Below are 25,572 nucleotides of genomic sequence, written 5' to 3' on the forward strand. Positions count from 1 at the left end.
GAATATTTAAAGTGCAATACGCCGATACTCTATTTACTTCAGACGACTTCGTGCGCCGCCATCCACAAACCGTACAGATTTGCCAACAGATACCCCTCTTCATTCGGATGCAGTGTCACCGCAAACTCTTTCAGCAAAATCTGGTGTACCAACAAAATAGTTGGCCAGAGGTTGGATTGCGTCAGTTCTGTCAACAGTTCATCATCCAGCGCTTCAATCACTTCTCCCCGACGACTGCGCATTAATGCACTTGCCATATGGGTCATCGCCATCGTCCCTTGCTCGGAATAAACCGGCAAACGCCACTCTTCATCCAGTCGCTTCACAACCTGCAGCATGCCGCTGCAGATATCTTGGTCGATAACGCCTGCGTCACACAGCAGGTTCAGTCTGTTTTCCATCCCATGCCCTTCGCTTAATAACTGGGTTCCTGCTCGCCATTTGCCACTCGTTGCTGATGGGCAAGCAGCGCCTCTTTGTTAACGATGGTACGTAGCAATTGCTGCATCGGATAATCATCTGTCCGGGTCAGCACCACAGCCTCCGTGGCCTGAAGGAATCTCGGGTCGTTAGTCAGCGGTGTAGCTTCTAATCCCAGCACCGCCAGTTCAGCCTCCGCAACCACATTCCAGATAACCGCATCTACATCCCCTTTCGCAATACGCTGAAGGCTTTCGTGATAAGGAAGATCAATTAGCTCAACATCACGCTCGCCAAAACAGGCTTCGGTCATGATCTTCTGATCCGCCGAACGATTATCCAACCCAACACGCTTCACGCTCCCGGACTCACCCTTGCGACAGATTAACTGGTGTTCACCTACATAAGTGTGCGGCCCCAGCGCCAGTGCGATGAAAAGCCCATTTTGCGCAAGGTAGCTTTCCGCCGCCAGACGGGAAACAACCGCCATGTCGTAGACACCATTTAGCAAGCATTCCACACGAATATCTGCCCCACGCATATGCGCGTAATAAAATGGAATGCCGTCAAACTGTGCCTTCAACCCACTCGCCAGTCCTTCATATAAACGGGTATAGGGCAGCGGCATTGCACAGACCACGTTATTGATGTCGACATGCTTCAACAACGTCCGATTATCCATCTCCACCAGATAGCTACCGTTGCGCCCGCGACGTTCAATACGGATCGCCCCTGAGGATTCCAGCGTTTTAAGCGCGGCCTGCGTTAACCCTACCGATGAATGGCATTCATTTGCCAGTTCATCAATCGTTTTCAATCGGTTACCGCACTTCTCTCCGAGCAAGTAACGGGCCAGGGTTGTCTGCACAACCCCCTCTTTCTTGATAAATGTCCGGCTCATCATATATTTTCATTAAATTGAATATTTATATCTTCATTAAATTGAAGGTATAACGCAATGGGGGAATGTGCAAACGGCGAAGCGCTTCACAATTTTTGTGGGTTGCAAAAAACACAGACGAAAAAAAACCGGGGTTTACCCGGTTTTTTTAATAACACTGAATGAATCACGGCTTAGCGACAAAACCAATCGCTTCATAAACCGCTTTCAGCGTTTCAGATGCACGAGCACTGGCTTTTTCTGCGCCGTCTTTCATTACTTTCTGCAGGAAAGCTTCATCATTACGATAACGGTGGTAGCGCTCCTGAAGCTCAGTCAGCATACCGGAAACAGCTTCCGCAACTTCGCCTTTCAGGTGACCATACATTTTGCCTTCAAAGTGCTGTTCCAGTTCTGGAATGCTCTGGCCGGTCACGGCAGAGAGAATATCCAGCAGGTTAGCAACACCCGCTTTATTCTGCAGATCGTAGCGCACAACAGGCGGCTCATCGGAATCCGTCATTGCACGTTTGATTTTTTTAACCACTGATTTCGGATCTTCCAGCAGGCCGATCACGTTGTTACGGTTGTCATCCGACTTAGACATTTTCTTCGTCGGCTCCAGCAGGGACATCACGCGCGCACCAGATTTAGGAATAAACGGCTCAGGCACTTTAAAGATATCGCCATACAGCGCATTAAAACGCTGGGCAACATCGCGGCTCAGTTCCAGGTGCTGCTTCTGATCCTCACCTACCGGTACCAGATTCGTCTGGTACAGCAGAATATCAGCGGCCATCAGTACCGGATAGTCAAACAGACCGGCGTTGATGTTCTCAGCGTAGCGTGCAGATTTGTCTTTGAACTGGGTCATACGGCTCAGTTCACCAAAATAGGTGTAGCAGTTCAGCGCCCAGCCTAACTGTGCATGCTCTGGTACGTGGGACTGAACAAAAATGGTGCTTTTCTCAGGATCGATACCACACGCCAGATAAAGCGCCAGCGTATCCAGTGTTGCTTTACGCAGCTTCTGAGCATCCTGACGGACGGTGATAGCATGCTGGTCCACAATACAGTAGATGCAATGGTAGTCATCCTGCATGTTTACCCATTGACGCAGCGCACCCATATAGTTGCCAATGGTCAATTCACCTGAGGGCTGTGCGCCACTAAAAACGATGGGCTTAGTCATTTTTCAATTCCTGATTTTCGCTATGCGGAAGCCCGAGTGCGGGCAGAAGGTCATTAATGCTGTCGTAAATTACATCTGGCTGGCTGAGATCTATCCCTTCACCGTAGTTATAACCATACGTGAGGCCAACTGAGGGACAACCAGCCGCTTTTGCGGCCTGAATATCATTGCGCGAATCGCCCACAAAGAGCAATTGCTCGGGGGGAATCCCCATCCTGTCAGCCACTAACAGTAGTGGATCGGGATGCGGTTTTTTGTTTTTCACGTCGTCACCACCGATGACCACGCTAAAATATTTGGCGATGTCCAATGCGTTGAGCAACGGCGCCACAAACGGCGTTGGTTTGTTGGTCACCAGGCCTAACGGCAGGCCTTGCGCATACAACGCACCCAGCGTATCAGCAACATGAGGGAACAAGAAGGTTCCTTCTTCAGCGATATCACCGTAATAGCGGTCGAACAGCTTACGTAAAATACGCACCTGCTCTTCAGCAGGAATGTCGTCATCTACGGGCGGTTTACCCATCGTTTTACGCAGCGTGGCACGCTCCAGACGAGCCCAGGTGAGCGCACGCTCCATCAACACATCAGCGCCATTACCTATCCAGGTAATCACGCGTTCTTCACCCGCCGTCGGTAACTCCAGCGCGTACAGCGCCATATCCACCGCTGCGGCTAATCCTGGCGCACTGTCAACCAGCGTACCGTCGAGGTCGAATGCAACGCCACGAATGTCCTGAAATTTATGCATGACTTACCTTCGCCAATTCATTGCGCATTTCATCAATGACTTTTTTGTAGTCTGGTTGGTCGAAAATTGCAGAGCCTGCGACAAACATATCAGCACCCGCTGCCGCGATTTCGCCAATGTTGTTTACCTTGACGCCGCCATCGACTTCCAGGCGGATGTCATAGCCGGATTCATCAATACGGCGACGGACTTCACGTAATTTTTCCAGCGTTTGAGGAATGAAAGACTGCCCGCCAAACCCCGGATTTACGGACATCAGCAGGATCACATCCAGCTTATCCATTACGTAGTCCAGGTAGCTCAGCGGTGTTGCCGGGTTAAACACCAGACCCGCCTTGCAACCGTTCTCTTTGATGAGCTGTAAAGTGCGGTCGACATGCTCGGAGGCTTCAGGATGAAAAGTAATGATGCTGGCTCCTGCCGCAGCAAAGTCCGGGACAATACGATCAACCGGCTTCACCATCAGATGGACATCAATTGGGGCAGTGATCCCATATTTACGCAGCGACTTCAACACCATCGGCCCGATAGTCAGATTCGGTACATAGTGGTTGTCCATGACGTCGAAGTGCACGACATCGGCACCGGCAGCTAATGCTCTCGCGGTGTCCTCACCCAGGCGGGCAAAATCAGCCGACAGAATTGAGGGGGCAATCAAATACTGTTTCATCCGCTTCTCCTTGAGAATTATTTTTTCGCAGGCGTTACGACCCCTGGTTTGTACAGAGCCAGCAATTCGTTCACCTTTTTACGTGTGCCGCCATTGCTGCTTATACTGCGCCGCACTTTGACCTGAAAATGTTTCGCCGCTTTGTACCACTCTCGGGTATCGGGCGTGTCATGGTTCGAAATTAACACCGGGATTCGCTTACTGACCAGCTTTTCCGCCATCTCAGCCAAACGGGCCTGCTCTTTTGGGCTGAAGCTGTTGGTATGATAAGCGGTGAAATTCGCCGTAGCAGACAATGGGGCATACGGCGGATCACAATAGACAACAGAGTTTACATCGGCACGATCCATGCACTCTTCATACGAAAGGCAATGGAATTCTGCATTCTGCGCTTTTTCTGCAAAATGATACAACTCTGCTTCCGGGAAATAGGGTTTTTTATAACGGCCAAATGGCACGTTAAATTCGCCACGGAGGTTATAACGACACAGGCCATTGTAGCCAAAACGGTTCAGATATAAGAACAGCACCGCACGTCGAAACGGATCCTGACAGGCATTAAATTCTTCCCGATACTGATAGTACACCTCAGCCTGATTAGTTTCAGGTACAAACAGCTCGCGTGAAGCCTGCACATACTCATCAGTACGCGCCTTCACGATGTTATAGAGACTGATGAGGTCGCTGTTGATATCGGCAAGAATATAACGAGAAAAGTCGGTGTTGAGGAACACCGACCCGGCACCCACGAAGGGTTCAACCAGACATTCACCTTGGGGCAAATGCCGCTTGATATCATCAAGCAGGGGGTATTTTCCCCCTGCCCACTTCAGAAAAGCGCGATTTTTTTTCATGCTGACTAACTAATTACACCTTCTCCGGCTGTGGAGAAAGCTCCGACAGCATCCTGCGCTTTAGTCTTTGTCCCGCAATTGGGCGAAACATCAAACAATTGCAGAACATAGCCTATCTTACTTCAAATCTGCCTGAACCTGATGCAGCGGTTTTGCCCACGGATTTTTCGCCTGAATATCGGCAGGCAACGTAGACACTGCACGTTTAGCGTCATCTTTAGACGCATACACGCCAGTCACCAGAACATACCACGGTTGACCGTTACGCGTCGTCTGATACACCACGTAGTTTTTCAGGTTCTCTTTCTTCGCCCAACCATTCAGGTTGTCGTAGTTAGAAGAACTGCTGAGCTGCAAAGTGTAATGACTGGACGGTGCGGATTTTAAAGCACCAACATTCCCTGCACTTTTCGCGCCGCCAGCAACAGGTGTTGTAGTCGTTGTCGCAGGTGCAGCAGTCTGGGCAGGCGTCGTACTTACGGTTGCTTTTGGCTCAGTTGTCGCTTTTGGTGTAGCTGTCACGGCTGGCGCTTTCGTCGTAGTGACTGGCGCTGTCGGTTCAGTGCGTTTCGCCTGAGCAACCGGTTTTGGCTCTGTCGGCGTCGCTTTCACTGTAGTTTGCGGCTTACTCTTCGGCTCAATAACAACCTGTTTGCGTTCTGCCGGACGCGTAGTTGCGTGGCGTTCCGCAGGTTCTGTGGTAGCAGTCTGACGTGCCGTATTGCCATTGCGAATTGGTGCAACGGTAGCAGGTTCAGTGGGCAGCGTAGAATTCACTACCACATTATTAACTTGTTCCTGACCTTGCGGCTGCGTCAGGGCATTGTTCAGATCGCCCTGCACTTCAACCCGCTGCTGACCTTCAGCGGCAGCAGGTGCCTGTCCTTGGGTCGGTGTAGAGGAAATCGGTGGCAGAGAAACATCCTGCTGCGTATTGCCAGCCGGCTGAGCCGTGCTCGCTTGATCCGTTGCGTTACTGCCAGAAAGATCGATGCTCTTCTCGCCAGACGCAGTCTGATCACTGGAAGAGGAGGATGAGGGGGCCTTCAGCGCTGAACCGATACCGATGATCAACAGCAATAGCACCAGTACACCTACGCCCATCATCATGTACTGACGAGAGGCAGGTTTACTGGCAGCTTGTTTACGCTTACGCGGACGACGTTCTACACGCTCTTCATCCACAGCTTCGTCATCAGATTCATAGTCTTCTTCAACTTCTTGCTCTTCATCACGCTCTTTACGCGCACGCGTTGGACGACGATCGTCGGCATCCAGATCAACATCATCAAAATTGATTTGCGGCTCATTATCACGTTCAGACGATTGACGAGAACGACCAGTACGACGATCGCTGGGATCGGGTTTCAGCTCGTCTTCTGGTTTGAATTCATCCATTTAACACCCCACTCAAAGGTTAATGCTTACGACTTTGCACATAACCTGAAGCTAAAAGACTTACGCTTTGCAACGCAAGCCGGACCTTTCTTGTTGTTACACCTGCTGGCAATCAGCAATAGCGTTAAGAACCACCTCGTGCGACACTCCGCCGCGTACTTCACTCTTCCCTATGGCCAGCGGAAGCACTAAACGAATCTCTCCCGCCAACACTTTCTTATCTCGCAGCATGTGCGGCAAATATGCCTGAGTGGACATCTCACGAGGTCCATTAACCGGTAAGCCTGCTCGCTTAAGCAGCGTAATGATGCGCTGCGTATCAGAGGAGGTAAACTGGCCCAGGCGCTCTGACGTACGAGCCGCCATCACCATACCTGCTGCAACAGCTTCACCATGCAACCAATTGCCATAACCCATTTCAGCTTCGATTGCGTGGCCAAACGTATGCCCCAGATTCAGTAAAGCACGTAAGCCCATTTCGCGCTCGTCTGCTGCGACAACTTCTGCTTTCAGCTCACAACAACGGCGGATACAGTACGCCATTGCCGGGCCATCCAGACGTAACAGCGCGTCCAGATTTTCTTCCAGCCAACTGAAAAATTCACCGTCAAGAATGATGCCGTACTTGATTACTTCCGCCAGTCCCGATGCCAGCTCTCGCGCAGGAAGCGTTTTCAGACAGTCGAGATCCACCACCACGGAGGCCGGTTGGTAAAACGCGCCAATCATATTTTTACCGAGGGGATGGTTTACGGCAGTTTTGCCGCCAACGGAGGAGTCAACCTGCGACAACAGCGTTGTCGGAACTTGAATAAAACGTACACCACGCTGATAGCTTGCCGCAGCAAAACCGGTAAGATCGCCAATCACGCCGCCACCGAGAGCAACCAGCGTGGTATCACGACCGTGCGGTTTTTGCAGTAACGCGGTGAAAACCGTGTCCAGAACCGTCAGGCTTTTATATTGCTCACCATCGGGAAGGATCACGCTATCAACGTTAACACCCGCCTGTTCAAGTACGCCGCGAATCTTATCGAGATAAAGGGGAGCCAGAGTTTCGTTGGTCACCAACATAACCTGATCGCCCGATTTCAGCGGTAAGAATGAAGCCGGTTCATTAAACAAACCAGCCGCGATGGTGATAGGGTAACTACGTTCCCCGAGAGTGACTGTAATCCTCTCCATGACGCGACATCCACCTTAGTTACTTGTACCCGCAGACGAGTGTATTAAGCCAGAATCAGTTGCTTTCCAACATATGAATAATCTGGTTTGCCACGACTTTTGCGCTCTGATCGTCGGTGCGAATGGTCACGTCAGCAATCTCTTCATACAGAGGATTGCGTTCATCAGCCAACGCTTCCAGAACTTCACGAGGCGGCGATTCTACCTGCAGCAGCGGGCGTTTCTTGTCACGTTGAGTTCGCGCAAGTTGTTTTTCAATTGTCGTTTCAAGATAGACCACGACGCCACGAGCGGAAAGACGGTTACGTGTTTCACGTGATTTAACAGAGCCACCGCCAGTTGCCAGCACAATACCCTGTTTTTCCGTCAACTCGTTGATGACTTTTTCTTCGCGATCACGGAAGCCGTCTTCACCTTCTACATCGAAGACCCAGCCCACATCAGCTCCGGTTCGTTTCTCAATCTCTTGATCAGAATCGTAAAATTCCATATTGAGTTGTTGAGCTAACTGGCGCCCAATAGTGCTTTTTCCGGCACCCATAGGCCCAACCAGAAAGATATTGCGTTTCTCTGCCATTTTTTCGGTACTACTAAGACTATTCGTTAATGGTAAACCCGCTTCGCAGACACACAGCGCAGCAGGACATGAACTGAAACCTCATAAGATATTGCGAGAGTCAGACTGAAAATTATCTCAATACTCAAGCGGGTTTGGCAACTGAATAAATCACCAATCCTTGCGCATTTCTGGTTGTGGTAGATAAGCTACCCCGTAAACATCAGGCTCAGCGACGTATCGCGTAGCCAAATGAGGCCAAATAAGCCAATGACACACCACCAGAAAGGCAAGGCATGTTCACTGCTCGCATAAGTAAAGAAAAGTACCGACGCTCAAATCGGTACTCCTTGTATGCTAAATACACCCGCACGTCAAATCCCTGAAACGTGTTCAGTGCAAAAACAACGGCTTTTCCTGCATAAGTTATTCTGTCGGGACCAGTCTTGGCGTGATAAACACGACTAACTCGCGTCGCTCATCTTCTTTGCCGTCATGACGAAAAAAATAACCCAGCCAGGGGATATCGCCTAACAGCGGGACGCTGTCCTCCGCAGATTTATTTTTACGCGAAAAAATCCCACCCAGCGCGATTGTTTCTCCACTTTTTACTTCTACCTGGGTTTCAATCTCTTGCTTATCAATAGCCAGCACTTCGCCATCCGCTTGTTGTAATACCTGACCGGGAACATTCTGGCTGATATGCAGTTTAAGTCTAATCCGCCCTTGCTGCAGCACAGTTGGCGTGACTTCCATTCCCAGCACAGCCTCCTTGAACTCAACGGAGGTCGCGCCACTTTCTCCGCTGGAAACCTGGTAAGGGATCTCACTCCCCTGCTTAATACTGGCAGGTTGCAAGTGAGATGCCAGTAACCGTGGGCTGGCAATAATATCGAGCTGCTGCTTTTGCTCGAGCGCAGAAAGCTCCAGCTCAAGTAAACGCCCATTAATACGCCCAATGTTAAACCCTACACGGGTGGTCGCAGCAGGTACGGAGAGATCGCTGACAAGCGTCGTGACATCACCCACCGTCGCCGATTGTTGTGCATCAGCCAGTGACCACTTAACTCCCAGCTCGCGCAGGCTTTTCTCATTAATCGTAACAATGTGTGCCGCCAGTTCAACCTGCTCAACGGGTAAATCCATTTGCGCCACCCACTTCTCCAGAGCGAGCAGCGCAACGTTGTTATCACGCAGTAATAACCGGTTGGTTCGTTTGTCGACCGTCATGCTGCCCTTTGCACTCAGCAGCTTCTCACCGGCTTTAGCCAGCTCTGTTGCATCAGCGTAGTGCAAAATTATGTTGCGATGTTCCAGCGGTAGACTCGCCTGAATCCGTACCTGCTCACTCTCCTGACGTGCCGCATTTTCATTCTGCCAGCGAACAGAATGCACATGCAGGATGTTTCCCTCCTGGCGCAGTACCAGTCCGGCGCTTTTCACCACAGTCTGGAATGCCAACTTCCACGGTACATCAGCCAGGTGCAGTGACAGTACGCCACTGACATCAGGAGAAACCACCAGATTTTTGCCTTCCTGTTCAGCAAGCGCCTGCAACACCTGAACAACTGGAACCTCATCCACCACCAGCGTCACGTTTTGCGTTTTCCCCGCCAGCAAGGTGGGAACTATTGTCATCAGAACTGCCGCTATCCATCGCTTCATTCACCTCTCCTTGTCGTTGCCATTGCCTCCGTGACGGCTCGCAATTTTTATCCGTGTCAATGGTCATGTTTTGCGCCGTAACCTGAGAGACCGTCCAGCCACTGTTCAAAACATCGTGCTGCTCTACACGCCGCCATTTATGCTTGCCATCCAGCACCAGGCCTATCGTTCGCTCTCCCTTTATCACGGCGCCTTGATAGCGCCACGTCGATAGTTCAGAAAGCTGACAGTGATCTTCTGGCGGCTGGAAGGGATTACGCATACCGGTCAATATCAGCAAGCTGGAACACACCAACAGCCAGCGTTTACCCTTCATTCAGACGCTCCAGCTGTATCGTTAATAGCAGCTCAGCGTCCTCCACGCTGAGAGAGAACCGATTGACATTCATTCCCTGCTCCGCCAAACGCACGAACATTGGCGGGATCGTATCCCAGGCTGACCTCAGCGCCAGCTCGCCCCCCTGCGCGGAGGGTTGCCAGTGAATCAAACGTGTAACAGGGGTCTGGAACGCTAAAGCAGAAAAAGGATTTATCTTCTCTTCAGTTGCCGAAAGCGTTGAGTCGACCGAAGCAGCCAACTGGTACAGGTTTCGCCACTGCAATTGAATTACCGCACGTTGCTGTGTTAACGCTGTTCGTTGTGCATTTCGCGCCTGCACCGCAGGGTAAAACAGGCATAACGCGACAATAATAACCAGCGCAAAACTCCAGCCAGCCCAACAGGCGGTGCGAAAACGCGGCGATTGTGTCAACCAGCCATCACAGAGGGCTATCATGCGTAGCGCTCCGTATCAGACGATAGTGGAAATGCCAACGGCCCTGTGCATCCTGCTGTGTTTCCCCTGGGCTACCTACCTGAAGAAAGGTCTGCTGATGCAATTGATTTTCCAGCACTTTTAATGCAGAAAAGTTCAGCGTACTGCCGGTAATTTCCAGCGTATCTTGCTGCCAGGTCATTTTCGTCAACCACGCATGCTCTGGTAACAGAGCCGCCAGCCCTTCCAGAATGGGCCGCCAACTTCGCGTCTGGTCACGCAGTCTTTCTCGTTGCTGAGCTTGTTGCCATTGTTGCTGACGTAGTTGCAAACGAGGCTTTAGCGCCGCCAGGGCATCAGCCCGCATTTTTTCGGCGGTTATCAGCACAGTATCAGCCCGGTTTTCTACACGGGTAACGGCGTAATAGCTCAACGCGCAGCCGACAATCAACAGCAGTGAACCGCTAAATAAAGCCCCCCAAAACCGCAGGCAGGCATTGCGTCGTGACTGACGCCAGGGCAAAAGATTGATTGTCGGTGTCATCACTCCATGTCCCCCATAGCAAGACCCAGCGCAATGGCAAAAACGTGGCTTTCTGGAGGAATGGGCGGCTGGCGGACAGACACGACGCTTAAGGGATCGAATCCTTTGGGCGCGCACAGAGCAATGTTTTCTGTTGCCAGAGATAATGTCGAAGCAAGATCGTCAAGACCGGTAATATCACTTGCCGATTTACGTCCCCAGGCATAACGGGTCGCCCATAGCCATTGCTCATCGTCACGCCAGGCCAGACACTGTTGATGCGGTGGCAAATAGGAAATAAAGCGTTGTAGCGCGCTGGCATCAGGCGTGATGGCAGCAACCTGTACTTTCAGCGTTTGCATCAGTGTCAGGAGTGTTGAAATTTCTTTGCTTTGCGCAGCTGTCACGTTAAATGCCGGACTTAACGTATCTTCACTATAATCAAAATGCAGCGCATCCGGCTCCATATCCAGCTCACGTGCCATAGACCCCGACAACCATGCCGTTTGTTCTGGCTCACGTAAGCTCATTGCAGGGCGTGGAAATTTTTTTTGTAGTGTCCTGTTGGCGGGAAAGGACAGATAGATATGGTGTCGGCGGGGAAGCTCACGACTCCACGGCATTAACACTGCCGCAAGCTGTTCAGGCTCGCGAATGTGACCCTCAACGATAACCTGACGTGCCAATGGCATACGCCACCAGCGTGGTAGAAACCAACCAGAGCCGTCACGAGAGACGACAACAGCCAGCACTTCATGTTGCTGAATATGCAGACCAATTTTCCAGATACTGAAAGCCATTGCTGATGATCTCCTTATCACCCGTTGCTTTAACGGGTATATCAATGCGTCTGGCTTGCCTTTATACTACCGCGCGTTTGTTTATAAACTGCCCAAATGCCACTAAATGGGAAATCTCCAGTGAAGTTCGTAAAGTATTTATTAGTCCTTGCAGTATGTTGCATCCTGCTGGGAGCAGGCTCGATTTATGGCCTCTATCGCTATATTGAGCCGCAATTACCTGACGTCGCGACGTTAAAAGATGTACGTTTGCAAATCCCGATGCAGGTTTACAGCGCTGACGGCGAGCTGATCGCGCAATATGGCGAGAAACGCCGAATCCCGGTAACGCTGGATCAAATGCCGCCGGAAATGGTCAAAGCTTTTATCGCGACAGAAGACAGCCGTTTTTATGAGCATCATGGTGTTGACCCGGTCGGGATCTTCCGTGCGGCAAGCGTAGCGCTGTTCTCCGGCCATGCGTCGCAGGGGGCAAGTACCATTACCCAACAGCTGGCGAGAAACTTCTTCCTTAGCCCGGAACGCACGCTGATGCGTAAGATCAAAGAGGTGTTCCTGGCGATCCGCATTGAGCAATTGCTGAGTAAAGACGAGATCCTCGAGCTTTATCTGAACAAGATTTATCTGGGGTATCGCGCGTATGGCGTGGGTGCCGCGGCACAGGTCTATTTCGGCAAGACGGTCGACCAGCTCAGCTTAAGCGAGATAGCCGTAATTGCCGGGCTGCCAAAAGCGCCGTCAACATTCAACCCGCTCTATTCAATGGACCGAGCTACCGCGAGACGTAACGTCGTGTTGTCACGTATGTTGAGCGAGAACTACATTACCGAGGCCCAGTACGATCAGGCGCGTAGCGAAGCCATTGACGCCAACTACCACGCTCCGGAAATAGCCTTCTCTGCACCCTATTTATCAGAGATGGTACGTCAGGAGATGTATAGCCGTTATGGCGAAAAAGCCTATGAAGACGGGTATCGCATCACCACCACCATCACACGCAAAGTACAGCAAGCAGCCCAGCAGGCAGTACGCAACAACGTAATGGATTACGACATGCGCCACGGCTACCGCGGCCCGTCGAATGTGTTGTGGAAAGTGGGTGAAAGCGCCTGGGATACCAAAAAAATCACCGATTCGCTGAAAGCTCTCCCAACCTACGGACCATTACTACCGGCAGCGATCACCAGCGCTAATCCGCAGGAAGCAACCGCTACACTGGCAGACGGCACGTCGGTTGCATTGCGCATGGAAGGCATGCGCTGGGCGCGTCCATACCGTTCAGATACACAACAAGGCCCGACACCGCGTAAAGTGACAGATGTCGTCCAGACAGGTCAGCAAATCTGGGTACGCCAGGTCGGCGATGCCTGGTGGTTGGCACAAGTACCGGACGTTAACTCCGCCCTGGTCTCTATCAACCCGCAAAACGGTGCGGTACTGGCGCTGGTGGGTGGTTTTGATTTCAATCAGAGCAAATTCAACCGTGCAACTCAGGCGTTACGTCAGGTCGGTTCGAATATCAAACCATTCCTCTATACCGCCGCGATGGATAAAGGTCTGACGCTGGCAAGTATGCTGAATGACGTGCCGATTTCTCGCTGGGATGCGGGTGCCGGTTCTGACTGGCAGCCGAAAAACTCACCGCCACAGTACGCCGGGCCTATCCGCTTACGTCAGGGACTCGGTCAGTCGAAGAACGTCGTGATGGTTCGCGCGATGCGCGCGATGGGCGTGGACTACGCGGCAGAATATCTGCAGCGTTTCGGCTTCCCGGCACAGAACATTGTCCACACCGAATCACTGGCTCTGGGTTCCGCATCATTCACCCCAATGCAGGTGGCACGCGGCTACGCGGTTATGGCCAACGGTGGTTTCCTGGTTGACCCATGGTTTATCAGCAAGATTGAAAGCGATCAGGGCGGGGTCATCTTCGAAGCGAAGCCGAAAATTGCCTGCCCGGAGTGTGATATTCCTGTCATTTATGGTGATACCCAGAAGTCTAACGTACTGGAAAACAGTAACGTTGAGGACGTCGCCATCTCGCAGGAACAGCAGAATTCCACCGTGCCGATGCCGAAGCTTGAGCAGGCTAATCAGGCGCTGGTCGCACAAAGCGGGACACAGGAATATGCTCCTCACGTGATCAACACACCGCTGGCTTTCCTGATTAAAAGCGCGCTGAACACCAATATCTTCGGCGAGCCGGGCTGGATGGGAACCGGTTGGCGTGCGGGTCGCGATTTACAACGTCGTGATATCGGCGGTAAAACCGGGACCACCAACAGCTCTAAAGATGCCTGGTTCTCCGGCTATGGGCCTGGGGTTGTAACCTCGGTATGGATCGGTTTTGACGATCATCGCCGCAATCTCGGACACTCCACCGCCTCTGGTGCAATCAAAGATCAAATCTCTGGCTATGAAGGTGGAGCAAAGAGCGCACAGCCGGCGTGGGATGCCTACATGAAGAGTGTGTTAGAAGGCGTTCCTGAGCAGCCGCTGACGCCACCGCCTGGCATCGTGACGGTCAATATTGATCGCAGTACTGGGCAACTGGCGAGCGGCGGAAACAGTCGCGAAGAGTATTTTATTGAGGGCACGCAGCCAACTCAGCAGGCTGTGCATGAAGTGGGGACAACCATTATCGATAATGGTGAGACACACGAGTTGTTCTAATCTTTTGCCGGATGGTGCGTTGCTCATCCGGCCTACGTACAGTGGCTAAATCGTAGGCCGGATAAGCGACAGCACCACCGGACATAAAAATCAAAGTCGTCCCTGTCCTTTCAGCCATTCGCGAACCAGAAACAGTGCGCTCACATTACGCGCTTCATGAAAATCAGGATCTTCTAACAGGTCCATCAAATGTGCCAGCGGCCAGCGCACTTGTGGTAACGGTTCTGGTTCATCGCCTTCCAGCGATTCAGGATAAAGATCCTCCGCCACCACGATGTTCATCTTGCTGGAGAAATAGGAGGGTGCCATGCTGAGTTTTTTCAAAAACGTCAGGTCCTTTGCCCCAAATCCCACTTCTTCTTTCAGCTCCCGATTCGCCGCGTCAAACACGCTTTCACCGGGATCGATTAATCCCTTAGAAAACCCAAGTTCGTAGGATTCTGTCCCCACCGCATATTCGCGGATGAGAATCAGGTGGTCGTCAACAATCGGCACAATCATTACCGCTTCGCGAGTGGACGGGCGCATACGTTCATACACACGGCGTACGCCGTTGCTGAACTCAAGGTCCACGCTTTCGATTTTAAACAACCGGGATTGTGCGACGGTTTCCACTTTCAAAATCGTGGGTTTCTGTAATGATTTGCTCATCATGAGGATCTTTGCTGTGAAATCTGGGGTCATTGTGCGATAGACCGCACGGTTTCGGCAACGTGAATTGCCGTTTATTTACATTTATGTAACGTACTAAAAGTTAATTCTCATTTCAAATTAAAAGTCAATAGGTTGAAATAACTCCAGGAATTTGCTGATATTCCGTTTTTAGTGATTTTGCTATTATTCGCATTTACTGGGCTGTTCATAAAGATGCTCAAGTTCAACTCCACGCTTGCCGATAGCCAACCACAGAATCACGAATATTGTACAAGGTGCGACTGACTACACCTGACAGACTAAGTAAGATGGGGAAAGCATGAGCACCATTCTGATTTTTTTAGCTGCTTTGCTGGCCTGCTCGTTACTTGCAGGTTGGCTACTCAGATTAAAATCCAGGCGGCAAAAATTGCCCTGGAGCAACGTATTCTCAGACGCGACAAAGCGTAAACTGACACCCGAAGAGCGTGGTGCAGTCGAAAACTATCTTGAAAACCTCAGTCAAATTCAGCAAGTTCCTGGCCCAACAGGAGCCAGTACTGCGCCTGTATCGTTAACGTTGAATTCCCAAAGTAACAGCGTCATCGTTCTGACTCATTCGATTACGCGCTATGGCATCACCACCGACGATCCTAACAAATGGCGCTACTATCTGGACTCCGTTGAGGTACACCTGCCTCCATTCTGGGAACAGTACATCAATGACGAAAATAACGTTGAGCTGATCCACACCAATACGCTGCCTTTGGTTATCTCTTTAAACGGGCACACACTGCAAGAGTATATGCAGGAGGCGCGTGGCTACGCGCTGCAACACACCGCGTCTACGCAGGCATCCATTCGCGGCGAAGAGAGTGAGCAGATTGAACTGCTGAATATTCGCCAGGAAACACACGAAGAGTATGTACTTAGCCGCCCTGCGGGGCTGCGCGAAGCGTTACTGATTGTGGCTTCGTTCCTGCTGTTCTTTTTCTGTTTAATTATGCCGGATACTTTCGTGCCGTGGATGGTCGGCGGAGCCGTGCTGCTGCTAGCCGCTGGGCTGTGGGGATTGTTTGCCCCGCCGTCTAAAACCGCGCTGCGGGAAATACATTGTCTGCGTGGAACCCCGCGCCGGTGGGGACTATTTGGTGAAAACGACCAGGAGCAAATCAATAATATCTCGCTGGGAATTATCGATTTGATTTACCCGCCTCACTGGCAGCCATACATTGCGCAGGACCTCGGGCAGCAAACGGATATCGATATTTATCTGGATCGCCACGTTGTCCGCCAGGGCCGTTTTTTATCCCTGCACGACGAAGTAAAAAACTTTCCGCTACAGCATTGGTTACGCAGCGCCGTCATCGCTGGCGGCTCGTTGCTGGTACTGCTGATGCTGCTGTTTTGGATCCCGCTGGATATGCCGATAAAATTCACCCTTTCATGGATGAAAGGCGCACAAACTATCGAAGCCACCAGCGTTAAGCAGCTTGAAAACGCAGGCGTTCGTGTTGGTGACACACTGCATCTGAGCGGTACGGGAATGTGTAATATTCATACACCAGGGAGCTGGAGCGCGCTGCCCGCCACGCCTTTTACGCCTTTCGACTGCTCGCAAATTATCTGGAACGATGCCCGTGCGCTGCCGTTGCCAGAATCCGATCTGGTGAATAAAGCCATTGCGCTAACGCAGGCCGTCAACCGTCAGCTCCATCCAAAACCAGATGATGACTCCCGTGTCAGCGCATCGCTACGTTCAGCAATCCAAAAATCCGGTATGGTACTGCTGGATGATTTTGGTGAAATTGTCTTGAAAACTGCCGATCTGTGCGCCGCCGAGGATGAATGCGTGCGCCTGAAAAATGCGCTGGTTAATTTAGGCAACAGTAAAGACTGGACGGCGCTGGTTAAGCGGGCAAACGCTGGGAAGCTGGATGGCGTAAACGTTCTGCTGCGACCGGTTAGCGCAGAGTCGCTGGATAATCTGGTGAATACGTCTACATCACCGTTTATTTCACGAGAGACCGCACGGGCGGCTCAGGCGCTAAACAGCCCTGCCCCAGGGGGATTCCTGATTATTAGTGATGAAGGCAGCGATCTGGTCGATCAAGCCTGGCCATCGACCTCTCTGTACGACTACCCGCCGCAAGAACAGTGGAGCGCCTTCCAGCGCCTGGCACAGATGCTAATGCAGACTCCCTTCCGCGCTGAAGGAATTGTCACCAATATCTCTACCGACGCCAACGGCACTCAGCACATTGGCCTGCATCGAATCCCGGATCGCGCGGGCTTATGGCGTTATCTTGGCACCACGCTGTTGATGTTTAGCATGCTGGGTTGCGCCATATACAACGGCGTTCAGGCCTTCAGACGCTACCAGCGTCACCGCTCCCGCATCGCGGAAATTCAGGGATACTACGAAAGTTGCCTGAATCCAACGCTGATTGACGACCCGGAAAGCCTGATTCGATAACACGCCCGCGCGACAGGATATGCTACCCTGTCGCGCATCTAATTTTCCTCAGGATAATTCCCAGGTGCTGATGAAAGTCAGTCTCTGGGGTCAACAAACGCAGGGGCAGCTTGAATGATGAAGTGTATTGATATTGCCTGGCAGAATGTCGACACGGTCTTGCTGGACATGGACGGCACGCTGCTCGATCTGGCGTTCGATAACTATTTCTGGCAAAAACTGGTGCCGGAAACCTATGGCGCTCAGCAAGGCATTACCCCCCGGGAAGCTCAGGAATATATTCGCCAGCAGTATCATGCCGTACAGCATACGCTAAACTGGTACTGCCTGGATTACTGGAGCGAGTGCCTGGGTCTGGATATTTGCGCCATGACGACGGAACAGGGGCCGCGTGCAGTGCTGCGTGAAGATACGGTTCCGTTTCTTGATGCCTTAAAAGCGTCCGGTAAACGACGTATTTTGCTCACCAATGCACATCCGCACAACCTGGCGGTGAAGCTGGAGCATACCGGACTGGCCTCACACCTTGATTTATTACTTTCCACCCACACATTTGGTTATCCCAAAGAGGATCAGCGGTTATGGCACGCTGTGGCTGAAGAAACGGGAATAAGTGCCGAGAAGACGCTGTTTATAGACGACAGCGAACCCATTCTCGACGCCGCTGCTCAATTCGGCATTCGTTACTGCCTCGGCGTGACCAATCCCGACTCAGGTATTGCGGAAAAACAGTATGCACGCCATCCGTCACTGAATGACTACCGCCGACTGATCCCCTCACTGATGTGAAGGAGATGCCATGAAAGAGAAGCCCTCTGTTGAAGTCAGGCTGGATAAATGGCTGTGGGCAGCACGTTTTTATAAAACACGTGCGATAGCCCGTGAAATGGTTGAAGGCGGTAAGGTGCATTACAACGGGCAGCGCAGTAAGCCGAGTAAAATTGTCGAACTGAATGCCACCCTCACCCTGCGCCAGGGAAATGACGAGCGGACGGTCATTATCAAGGCCATTACCGAACAGCGTCGCCCGGCAACTGAAGCCGTTTCGCTGTATGAAGAAACCGCGGAGAGCGTTGAAAAACGCGAAAAAATGGCGCAGGCACGTAAGCTTAACGCCCTGACTATGCCGCACCCGGACAGACGACCGGACAAAAAAGAGCGCCGCGACCTGTTACGATTTAAACACGGCGACAGTGAATGACTGTCACCTGCAAGAGAGATGATTATGCCGCAACATGACCAATTACATCGTTATCTGTTTGAAAACTTTGCCGTGCGCGGCGAGCTGGTAACCGTTTCGGAAACCCTGCAACAGATCCTCGAAAACCATACTTACCCGCAGCCGGTCAAAACCGTGCTGGCCGAGCTGCTGGTTGCTACCAGCCTGCTGACCGCTACACTGAAATTTGCCGGTGATATCACCGTACAGTTGCAAGGCGATGGCCCGCTCAGCCTGGCGGTAATTAATGGCAACAACAATCAGCAAATGCGCGGAGTCGCTCGCATACAGGGCGATATCCCTGAAAATGCCGACCTGAAAACTCTGGTCGGCAACGGCTATCTGGTGATCACCATTACCCCGGAAGAAGGCGAGCGCTATCAGGGCGTGGTCGGTCTGGAAGGAGATACTCTGGCGGCCTGTCTGGAAGACTACTTCCTGCGTTCAGAACAGCTGCCAACGCGTCTCTTTATCCGTACTGGCGACGTTGATGGCAAACCAGCAGCTGGCGGTATGCTGCTGCAGGTGATGCCAGCACAAAATGCGCAGGCGGATGATTTTGATCACCTTGCTGCGCTGACAGAAACCATTAAAGCTGAAGAACTGCTAACGCTGCCTGCCAACGAAGTACTGTGGCGTTTGTACCACGAAGAAGAAGTGACGCTTTACGATCCGCAGGATGTTGAGTTCAAATGTACCTGTTCACGCGAACGTTGTGCTGGCGCACTGAAAACGCTGCCGGACGAAGAAGTGGACAGCATTCTGGCAGAAGAAGGCGAAATCGATATGCACTGCGATTACTGCGGTAGCCACTATCTGTTTAACGCTATGGATATTGCTGAGATCCGTAGTAACGCGTCCCCTGCTGACCCGCAGGTGCATTAAGTTCTTAGCCCGGCGGGCTGTTCATCCTGCCGGGCTAACGCTCGCTTACTCAGCGTAATAATTCATTTTTAGCCGTTCGCCATTAATGGTGATATCCCGCCAGACTCTGGGGGCTGAATCCAGTTTATGATTCACCAGCGCCTGCAGAAGTTGGTCCTTATTGAATCCCTCCGGTAACTGAGCAACGGCGACCAGATCCCATTGTTCCCCTTTCATACCAATGACCAGACTTTCTCCCTCAGCAAATGCATACAGCACCTGTTCAGGCTTGCCATCAGCGTTGAGATCCTGATCAACGAGCACACATGCGTCCTGTTCAAAACAGGAGCTAATACGGTAGCTCTGCCCTTTGACAAACACCCAGAACGCCTCGTCTGGCTTCTTGCTGCCCGGCGCGATCATCACCTTTGGAGCTAGCTGTGTCGCGGTCAGAGTCTTAATCGGATCGTGCTCTCCCTGTAGAAGTGAGTTTAAGTCACGCCTGCGCTTACTATCCTTGTTGAACGCCTCATCATTGCGTAATGCCTCCAACGCTGCCCGTCCCGGTTTTCCGCTACGATCCAGCATATACAGACTGACCTGATCCGGCGTATTTTTACCACTGTAGTAGCGTGCCATATGACTGTTGACGCTAATGCGCCATGCGTCGAGTACGGGCGACGTCAACAGAATCAACAGCCCCAGGGCCAGTAATGAAACACCAAGGATAACCTTTCCCTGAATTTCAAGTGGGTTACGGCCACGACATAATATGCTCGCCAGATAGCCAAGCGACCAGGTCAGCAGCACAACGACAACCAGCACACCATGCAAGCGCTCAGGCGTCCAGCCATATTGGTGAATGCGCACCCATAGTGCCCAACCGGCAATCAGCATATAAATGGGGGCGACAACGAGTGAGAATTTGATCAGATAGCGTAACGCGCCAGGATAGGGTAACGCCTCTTTTTGCGGCTCACGCACAATGGCCATCAACAGCAGGAGGATCAGCGTCAACGTGGACATCAAGCCAGCCGCCGACACCCGCTGTGAAATCGCCTCCAGCCCGGTGAAAGGCACGGTCAGCATAAACATCAGCGCTAACAGCGCAACCAGCGGTAAAAGACCCGTAGCGATAAATGTCAGTAACTTTTGAACGGCAGCCACCAAACGCGACTGCGTACGCGCCAGAACTACCGCCAGTGCGGTAATCAAGCTAAATGCCACATAACCGAACCAATCGGTCTCAAAGAAAAGCGTCTTAAAGAAGGTAATATCGACGAGCTTAAACATCTCACTCCACAGCAGGAGCACCAGCCAGAACAAGCCGTTAGTGACAAACATAATCAGCAGCGTCAGCGTGTTAAGCCAAAAGCAGGTATAAAACTGAGAATAGCGAGACTGATCGGTACGCGCGTGGAGTTGGTATTGAATCCAGGGCAGTGCCAGCATTGCCATGAGAAGTAAGCGCCAGCCGTAAACGAAAAAAACGTCTTCCTGCCTCCACCGATTACTGCCCCCGACGTTCCATTTCAGCCAAACGCTCATCGCCAGCACAACAACGAAGATCAGTGCCATCCAGTACCACAGCGCACGCTGACTAAAAGAAACGACGGTAAGCAGAAGTGCCGAAGTCAGCGCAACCGTTACGGGCATCCCATAGAACAGCCAGTCGCTGTTATGAGGTATGAGGTATGTCATCAGCAGATAACACAACACGCCTTGCAGCAGGCCGACTAACATCATGCCCCAACGAGTCGTAGGTGAAAGTTCAACACTATCCATATCGTTATCCTGACTGGAGAGAAAGGCTAATTATCGCATCATCTTCACAATTCGTTGCACCAACATGCCGCTTTCAGTCCACAACTGCGCGAAGTGAATCGATATTTCTCATGTTTTAGTTACGTTATTTTCTTACATGAATGCGATTACACTCACAACATTCCCGCCAAATACACTCTCCATTAACGTTTTAAGAACATTTTCCACAACAAAAAAGGGTTTCCTGCCATAATATCCGCCTCTTTGTGACAGGAGTCGCAGCGTATTCGGTCGCCCGTGATTTTGCCCGGATACGTAAATCTATGAGCCTTGTCGCGGTTAGCAACCCCTAAAAAACCTTACTATTCCAGGTAATACATATTGGCTAAGGAGCAGTGAAATGCGTGTGAACACCAGTTTAACCCCGCAAGATCTCAAGGCTTATGGTATCAATGACGTTCAGGATATCGTTTACAATCCAAGCTACGACCTGTTGTACCAGGAAGAACTTGATCCAAACCTGGAAGGTTACGAGCGTGGCGTATTAACTAACCTGGGCGCCGTTGCAGTTGATACCGGTATCTTTACCGGGCGTTCGCCGAAGGATAAGTACATTGTCCGCGATGACACCACGCGTGACACGCTGTGGTGGTCCGACAAAGGTAAAGGCAAGAACGACAACAAACCGCTCTCCCAGGAAACCTGGCAGCATCTGAAAGGGTTAGTCACCCAACAACTTTCTGGCAAGCGCCTGTTTATCGTTGATGCGTTCTGCGGTGCCAACGCAGATACCCGTCTTTCCGTGCGCTTCATTACCGAAGTCGCCTGGCAGGCGCATTTTGTCAAAAATATGTTCATCCGTCCGAGCGATGAGGAACTGGTTGATTTTAAACCTGATTTTATCGTAATGAACGGCGCAAAATGCACCAACCCACAATGGAAAGAGCAGGGTCTGAACTCTGAAAACTTCGTTGCATTCAACCTGACTGAACGTATTCAGTTGATCGGTGGCACCTGGTACGGCGGCGAGATGAAGAAAGGTATGTTCTCCGTCATGAACTACCTGCTGCCGCTGAAGGGTATTGCATCCATGCACTGCTCTGCGAACGTAGGCGAAAAAGGTGATGTGGCGGTCTTCTTTGGCCTCTCAGGTACCGGTAAAACCACCCTGTCCACCGACCCGAAACGCCGCCTGATTGGCGACGATGAGCACGGTTGGGATGACGATGGTGTATTTAACTTTGAAGGCGGCTGCTACGCGAAGACTATCAAGCTGTCTAAAGATGCCGAGCCGGAAATCTACAATGCAATCCGCCGTGATGCGCTGCTGGAAAACGTCACCGTTCGTGAAGACGGTTCTATCGATTTCGACGACGGTTCTAAAACCGAGAATACCCGTGTTTCCTACCCGATTTATCACATCGACAATATCGTTAAGCCGGTGTCAAAAGCGGGCCATGCCACCAAGGTAATCTTCCTGACCGCCGATGCTTTTGGTGTTCTGCCGCCAGTCTCTCGCCTGACAGCAGATCAAACTCAGTACCACTTCCTCTCAGGCTTTACCGCTAAACTGGCCGGTACCGAGCGTGGTGTGACTGAGCCGACCCCAACCTTCTCTGCCTGCTTCGGTGCGGCATTCCTGTCACTGCACCCAACCCAGTATGCAGAAGTTCTGGTGAAACGTATGCAGGCCGCAGGCGCACAGGCTTATCTGGTGAATACCGGCTGGAACGGTACCGGCAAGCGTATCTCAATTAAAGATACTCGCGCCATTATCGACGCCATTCTGAACGGTTCGCTGGATGATGCAGAAACGTTCAGTCTGCCGATGTTTGACCTGGCGATCCCAACGGAACTGCCGGGCGTGGATACGCGTATTCTCGATCCGCGTAATACCTACGCATCACCAGAGCAATGGCAGGAAAAAGCCAATGCATTGGCGAAACTGTTTATCGAGAACTTTGAGAAGTACACCGATACACCAGCTGGTGCTGCATTGGTTAGCGCAGGTCCGAAACTGTAAATTGACGTGCCGGAAGGTGGGTATCCTTCCGGTCAACAGAAATGACACAGAAATGACCGAGACAAAAAGGGAGGCATCGCGCCTCCCTTTTTTATACGTCTTTAGTTGCACCCTGTACGCGGGTGAAAGGAACCGGAAGCCAGGCGCGAATCGACAATCCCCCGCGCTCACTGGTACCAATTTCCAGCATACCGTTATGGTTATCAATAATACGCTGTACGATAGCCAGACCCAGACCGGTACCACTGGTGCTACGCGCGCTGTCGCCGCGGACAAACGGCTGGAACAGATGTTTGCGTTGCTCCGGCTTGATACCCGGACCATCATCTTCCACCTGGAACCAGGCGCGATGAGGCTCCGTTCCGCTGCTGACCTTAATCCAGCCATTACCATAGCGGGCTGCGTTAACCACCATATTGGCGACCGCACGTTTAATCGACAGTGGATGCATCTTCACCTGAATAACGCCAGGCTGCAGTGCGGTGTCAATTTCACGCTCATAACCACTTTCCGCCGCAACCACTTCCCCCAGCACGGAGTTCAGATCCGCCATCTCCATTGGCATCTCCTGACCCGTCCGCAGGTAATCGATGAACTGCTCGATAATGGCGTTACACTCTTCAATATCCTTATTGATGGACTCCGCAAGATAACCATCTTCTTCGCCCATCATTTCCGTCGCCAGACGAATACGCGTCAGCGGCGTACGCAGATCGTGGCTGACTCCCGCCATCAGCAGGGTTCGGTCATCGGCGAGTTGCTTAACGCCCGCCGCCATATGGTTGAAAGCACGGGTAACAGAACGCACCTCTGAAGCGCCATACTCTCGCAGCGGCGGTGGGATAATACCTTTCCCCACCTGCAATGCCGCATGCTCAAGATCTACCAGCGGTCGGTTCTGGATACGAATAAACAGCCACGCCCCCCCGATAGCCAGCAGCATAATCGCCAACGTATAGCGGAACAGCGGTGAGAAATCGCCTTGATGGATTTCCGTCAGTGGTACGCGCACCCAGATATTAGGCGACAGCCAGGTTTTCAGCCAGACAACAGGCGAGCTTTTGTTGACCTCAACGCGAACTTCCGTCGGGCCACCGAGCTGTTGCGCCATCTGATGGCTTAAGAATTCATAGTGTTGCGCCCAACGCAGTCCAGCTTCTTCAGCGGCTTCGTTGGAATAGAGGGAAATTCCCAGCTCACGGTAAATTTCCCGGCGGAATGCGGGAGGCACAACCAGCTGTGTACCGTCCTCCAGTTGCAGTTTATCGGTCATCAGCATACGAACTTCGTAGGCCAGGACCTTATTAAACTGCTGGAGGCTCGGCAGGATCGCGAAGTTCAGCACCACCAGATAAGTCGTCACCAGGCTTGCAAAAAGCAAGGTGACGATGAGCAATAATGTGCGAGCAAACGAACTTCGTGGCGAGAAGCGCATTCGCCTCATGCTTTAGAACCGTCCGGGACAAAGACGTAGCCCAGACCCCATACGGTCTGAATGTAACGCGGATGTGCTGGATCCTCTTCCACCATGCGACGCAGACGAGAAATCTGCACGTCAATGGAACGTTCCATCGCGGAATACTCGCGACCACGGGCAAGATTCATCAGCTTATCGCGAGACAGCGGTTCACGCGGGTGACTGACCAGCGCTTTCAGCACCGCAAATTCACCGCTGGTCAGCGGCATAGGCTCATCTTCGCGGAACATTTCGCGAGTACCGAGGTTCAGTTTGAACTTACCGAAAGCAATTACCGCTTCTTCCTGAGAAGGCGCGCCCGGTAGCTCATTCGCCTGACGACGCAGCACAGCGCGAATACGCGCCAGCAGTTCACGCGGGTTAAACGGTTTAGGGATGTAGTCGTCAGCACCGATTTCCAGCCCGACGATACGGTCAACTTCTTCGCCCTTCGCCGTCACCATAATGATGGGCATCGGGTTACTCTGACTGCGCAGGCGGCGGCAAATTGACAGGCCATCTTCACCAGGAAGCATTAGATCCAGTACCATAAGGTGGAAGGATTCACGGGTTAGCAGACGATCCATCTGCTCAGCGTTTGCGACGCTTCGAACCTGGAAGCCCTGCTCAGTCAGATAACGCTCCAGCAGCGCACGCAGGCGCATGTCGTCATCGACCACCAGAATCTTATAGTTCTCTTGCATTGTTTTATACTCCCAAAGGTTCGCAACAATTGTAAGTGTGTATTCTTAAGAAAGCTTACGAGAGTAACCAGTGAATTCTGGTATGAATTCCAGGCTAAATTGTTACAAAGC

24 protein-coding genes are annotated in these 25,572 nt (G+C 51.8%); 6 read left to right on the forward strand and 18 right to left on the reverse strand.

Going from position 1 to position 25,572, the window contains the following annotated elements; all coding sequences use genetic code 11:
- Positions 1-38 precede the first annotated feature (38 nt).
- The 14 genes from OH663_RS06445 to OH663_RS06510 all read right to left on the reverse strand — a co-directional run bounded on the left by OH663_RS06445 (position 39) and on the right by OH663_RS06510 (position 11,649).
- Complete coding sequence (locus OH663_RS06445) at positions 39-401, reverse strand: hypothetical protein (RefSeq protein WP_045448407.1); 363 nt, start codon at positions 399-401, stop codon at positions 39-41.
- Positions 402-415: 14 nt separating this feature from the next.
- Positions 416-1,321 (reverse strand): GntR family transcriptional regulator YhfZ, encoded by a 906-nt coding sequence (gene yhfZ, locus OH663_RS06450; protein ID WP_045448408.1) that lies wholly within the window; start codon positions 1,319-1,321, stop codon positions 416-418.
- 166 nt (positions 1,322-1,487) lie between these two features.
- Complete coding sequence (gene trpS, locus OH663_RS06455) at positions 1,488-2,492, reverse strand: tryptophan--tRNA ligase (RefSeq protein WP_045448410.1); 1,005 nt, start codon at positions 2,490-2,492, stop codon at positions 1,488-1,490.
- Positions 2,485-3,243: a phosphoglycolate phosphatase gene (gph, locus tag OH663_RS06460; protein ID WP_200013177.1), complete on the reverse strand. Its 759-nt coding sequence runs from the start codon at positions 3,241-3,243 to the stop codon at positions 2,485-2,487. Before gph ends, trpS begins: the two co-directional genes overlap by 8 nt.
- Positions 3,236-3,913 (reverse strand): ribulose-phosphate 3-epimerase, encoded by a 678-nt coding sequence (rpe, locus tag OH663_RS06465; RefSeq protein WP_045448414.1) that lies wholly within the window; start codon positions 3,911-3,913, stop codon positions 3,236-3,238. The genes gph and rpe overlap by 8 nt, the downstream gene beginning before the upstream one ends.
- 17 nt (positions 3,914-3,930) lie before the next feature.
- Positions 3,931-4,767 (reverse strand): adenine-specific DNA-methyltransferase, encoded by an 837-nt coding sequence (gene dam / locus OH663_RS06470; protein WP_045448416.1) that lies wholly within the window; start codon positions 4,765-4,767, stop codon positions 3,931-3,933.
- A gap of 117 nt (positions 4,768-4,884) precedes the next feature.
- On the reverse strand, positions 4,885-6,165 hold the full coding sequence (damX, locus tag OH663_RS06475) for a cell division protein DamX (RefSeq protein ID WP_045448418.1): 1,281 nt from the start codon (positions 6,163-6,165) through the stop codon (positions 4,885-4,887).
- Positions 6,166-6,261: 96 nt separating this feature from the next.
- Positions 6,262-7,350, reverse strand: a complete 1,089-nt coding sequence (gene aroB / locus OH663_RS06480) for a 3-dehydroquinate synthase (RefSeq protein ID WP_048222884.1) — start codon at positions 7,348-7,350, stop codon at positions 6,262-6,264.
- Positions 7,351-7,405: 55 nt separating this feature from the next.
- Positions 7,406-7,927 (reverse strand): shikimate kinase AroK, encoded by a 522-nt coding sequence (gene aroK, locus OH663_RS06485; RefSeq protein ID WP_003023552.1) that lies wholly within the window; start codon positions 7,925-7,927, stop codon positions 7,406-7,408.
- 405 nt (positions 7,928-8,332) lie between these two features.
- Entirely contained in the window at positions 8,333-9,571 is a 1,239-nt protein-coding gene (gene hofQ / locus OH663_RS06490; protein ID WP_200013175.1) for a DNA uptake porin HofQ, read from the reverse strand.
- A complete protein-coding gene (locus OH663_RS06495) occupies positions 9,483-9,887 on the reverse strand; it encodes a HofP DNA utilization family protein (protein ID WP_045448425.1) in 405 nt (134 codons plus the stop codon). The genes hofQ and OH663_RS06495 overlap by 89 nt, the downstream gene beginning before the upstream one ends.
- Positions 9,877-10,347, reverse strand: coding sequence for a HofO family protein (locus OH663_RS06500; protein WP_200013174.1), 471 nt, complete (start codon positions 10,345-10,347; stop codon positions 9,877-9,879). The genes OH663_RS06495 and OH663_RS06500 overlap by 11 nt, the downstream gene beginning before the upstream one ends.
- Entirely contained in the window at positions 10,331-10,870 is a 540-nt protein-coding gene (locus tag OH663_RS06505) for a PilN domain-containing protein (RefSeq protein ID WP_200013189.1), read from the reverse strand. The genes OH663_RS06500 and OH663_RS06505 overlap by 17 nt, the downstream gene beginning before the upstream one ends.
- The gene (locus OH663_RS06510; RefSeq protein ID WP_200013173.1) at positions 10,870-11,649 is read right to left on the reverse strand and encodes a type IV pilus biogenesis protein PilM; all 780 of its coding nucleotides are present in this window, start codon (positions 11,647-11,649) and stop codon (positions 10,870-10,872) included. Before OH663_RS06510 ends, OH663_RS06505 begins: the two co-directional genes overlap by 1 nt.
- Before the next feature lie 120 nt (positions 11,650-11,769).
- Between OH663_RS06510 and mrcA the strand changes: the two genes are divergently transcribed.
- Positions 11,770-14,322, forward strand: a complete 2,553-nt coding sequence (mrcA, locus tag OH663_RS06515; RefSeq protein WP_200013172.1) for a peptidoglycan glycosyltransferase/peptidoglycan DD-transpeptidase MrcA — start codon at positions 11,770-11,772, stop codon at positions 14,320-14,322.
- A gap of 90 nt (positions 14,323-14,412) precedes the next feature.
- Here mrcA and nudE read toward each other — a convergent pair whose 3' ends face one another.
- On the reverse strand, positions 14,413-14,973 hold the full coding sequence (gene nudE, locus OH663_RS06520) for an ADP compounds hydrolase NudE (protein WP_045449813.1): 561 nt from the start codon (positions 14,971-14,973) through the stop codon (positions 14,413-14,415).
- A gap of 322 nt (positions 14,974-15,295) precedes the next feature.
- On the opposite strand from nudE, the gene igaA reads away from it, so the two are divergent.
- From igaA to hslO, 4 genes are all read left to right on the forward strand, one after another.
- Positions 15,296-17,431 carry an intracellular growth attenuator protein IgaA gene (gene igaA, locus OH663_RS06525; protein ID WP_200013171.1) on the forward strand — a complete coding sequence of 712 codons (2,136 nt, stop codon included), beginning with the start codon at positions 15,296-15,298 and terminating at the stop codon, positions 17,429-17,431.
- Between the two features lie 117 nt (positions 17,432-17,548).
- Complete coding sequence (gene yrfG / locus OH663_RS06530; RefSeq protein ID WP_045449815.1) at positions 17,549-18,220, forward strand: GMP/IMP nucleotidase; 672 nt, start codon at positions 17,549-17,551, stop codon at positions 18,218-18,220.
- Positions 18,221-18,230: 10 nt separating this feature from the next.
- Positions 18,231-18,632, forward strand: a complete 402-nt coding sequence (hslR, locus tag OH663_RS06535; RefSeq protein WP_200013170.1) for a ribosome-associated heat shock protein Hsp15 — start codon at positions 18,231-18,233, stop codon at positions 18,630-18,632.
- Positions 18,633-18,656: 24 nt separating this feature from the next.
- A complete protein-coding gene (gene hslO / locus OH663_RS06540) occupies positions 18,657-19,535 on the forward strand; it encodes an Hsp33 family molecular chaperone HslO (protein WP_045449817.1) in 879 nt (292 codons plus the stop codon).
- A 45-nt stretch (positions 19,536-19,580) separates the two neighbouring features.
- On the opposite strand, the gene OH663_RS06545 is transcribed toward hslO, so the two are convergent.
- Positions 19,581-21,299, reverse strand: coding sequence for a DUF4153 domain-containing protein (locus OH663_RS06545; protein ID WP_200013169.1), 1,719 nt, complete (start codon positions 21,297-21,299; stop codon positions 19,581-19,583).
- Positions 21,300-21,678: 379 nt separating this feature from the next.
- Between OH663_RS06545 and pckA the strand changes: the two genes are divergently transcribed.
- Positions 21,679-23,301 (forward strand): phosphoenolpyruvate carboxykinase (ATP), encoded by a 1,623-nt coding sequence (gene pckA / locus OH663_RS06550; RefSeq protein WP_045448440.1) that lies wholly within the window; start codon positions 21,679-21,681, stop codon positions 23,299-23,301.
- 91 nt (positions 23,302-23,392) lie between these two features.
- On the opposite strand, the gene envZ is transcribed toward pckA, so the two are convergent.
- On the reverse strand, positions 23,393-24,745 hold the full coding sequence (gene envZ / locus OH663_RS06555) for a two-component system sensor histidine kinase EnvZ (RefSeq protein WP_045448442.1): 1,353 nt from the start codon (positions 24,743-24,745) through the stop codon (positions 23,393-23,395).
- Positions 24,742-25,461 (reverse strand): osmolarity response regulator transcription factor OmpR, encoded by a 720-nt coding sequence (ompR, locus tag OH663_RS06560; protein WP_001157751.1) that lies wholly within the window; start codon positions 25,459-25,461, stop codon positions 24,742-24,744. The genes envZ and ompR overlap by 4 nt, the downstream gene beginning before the upstream one ends.
- Between the last annotated feature and the right edge of the window lie 111 nt (positions 25,462-25,572).

The sequence above is a fragment of the Citrobacter sp. Marseille-Q5395 genome (assembly GCF_947057495.1).
GTDB classification, from domain to species: Bacteria; Pseudomonadota; Gammaproteobacteria; order Enterobacterales; family Enterobacteriaceae; genus Citrobacter; species Citrobacter murliniae.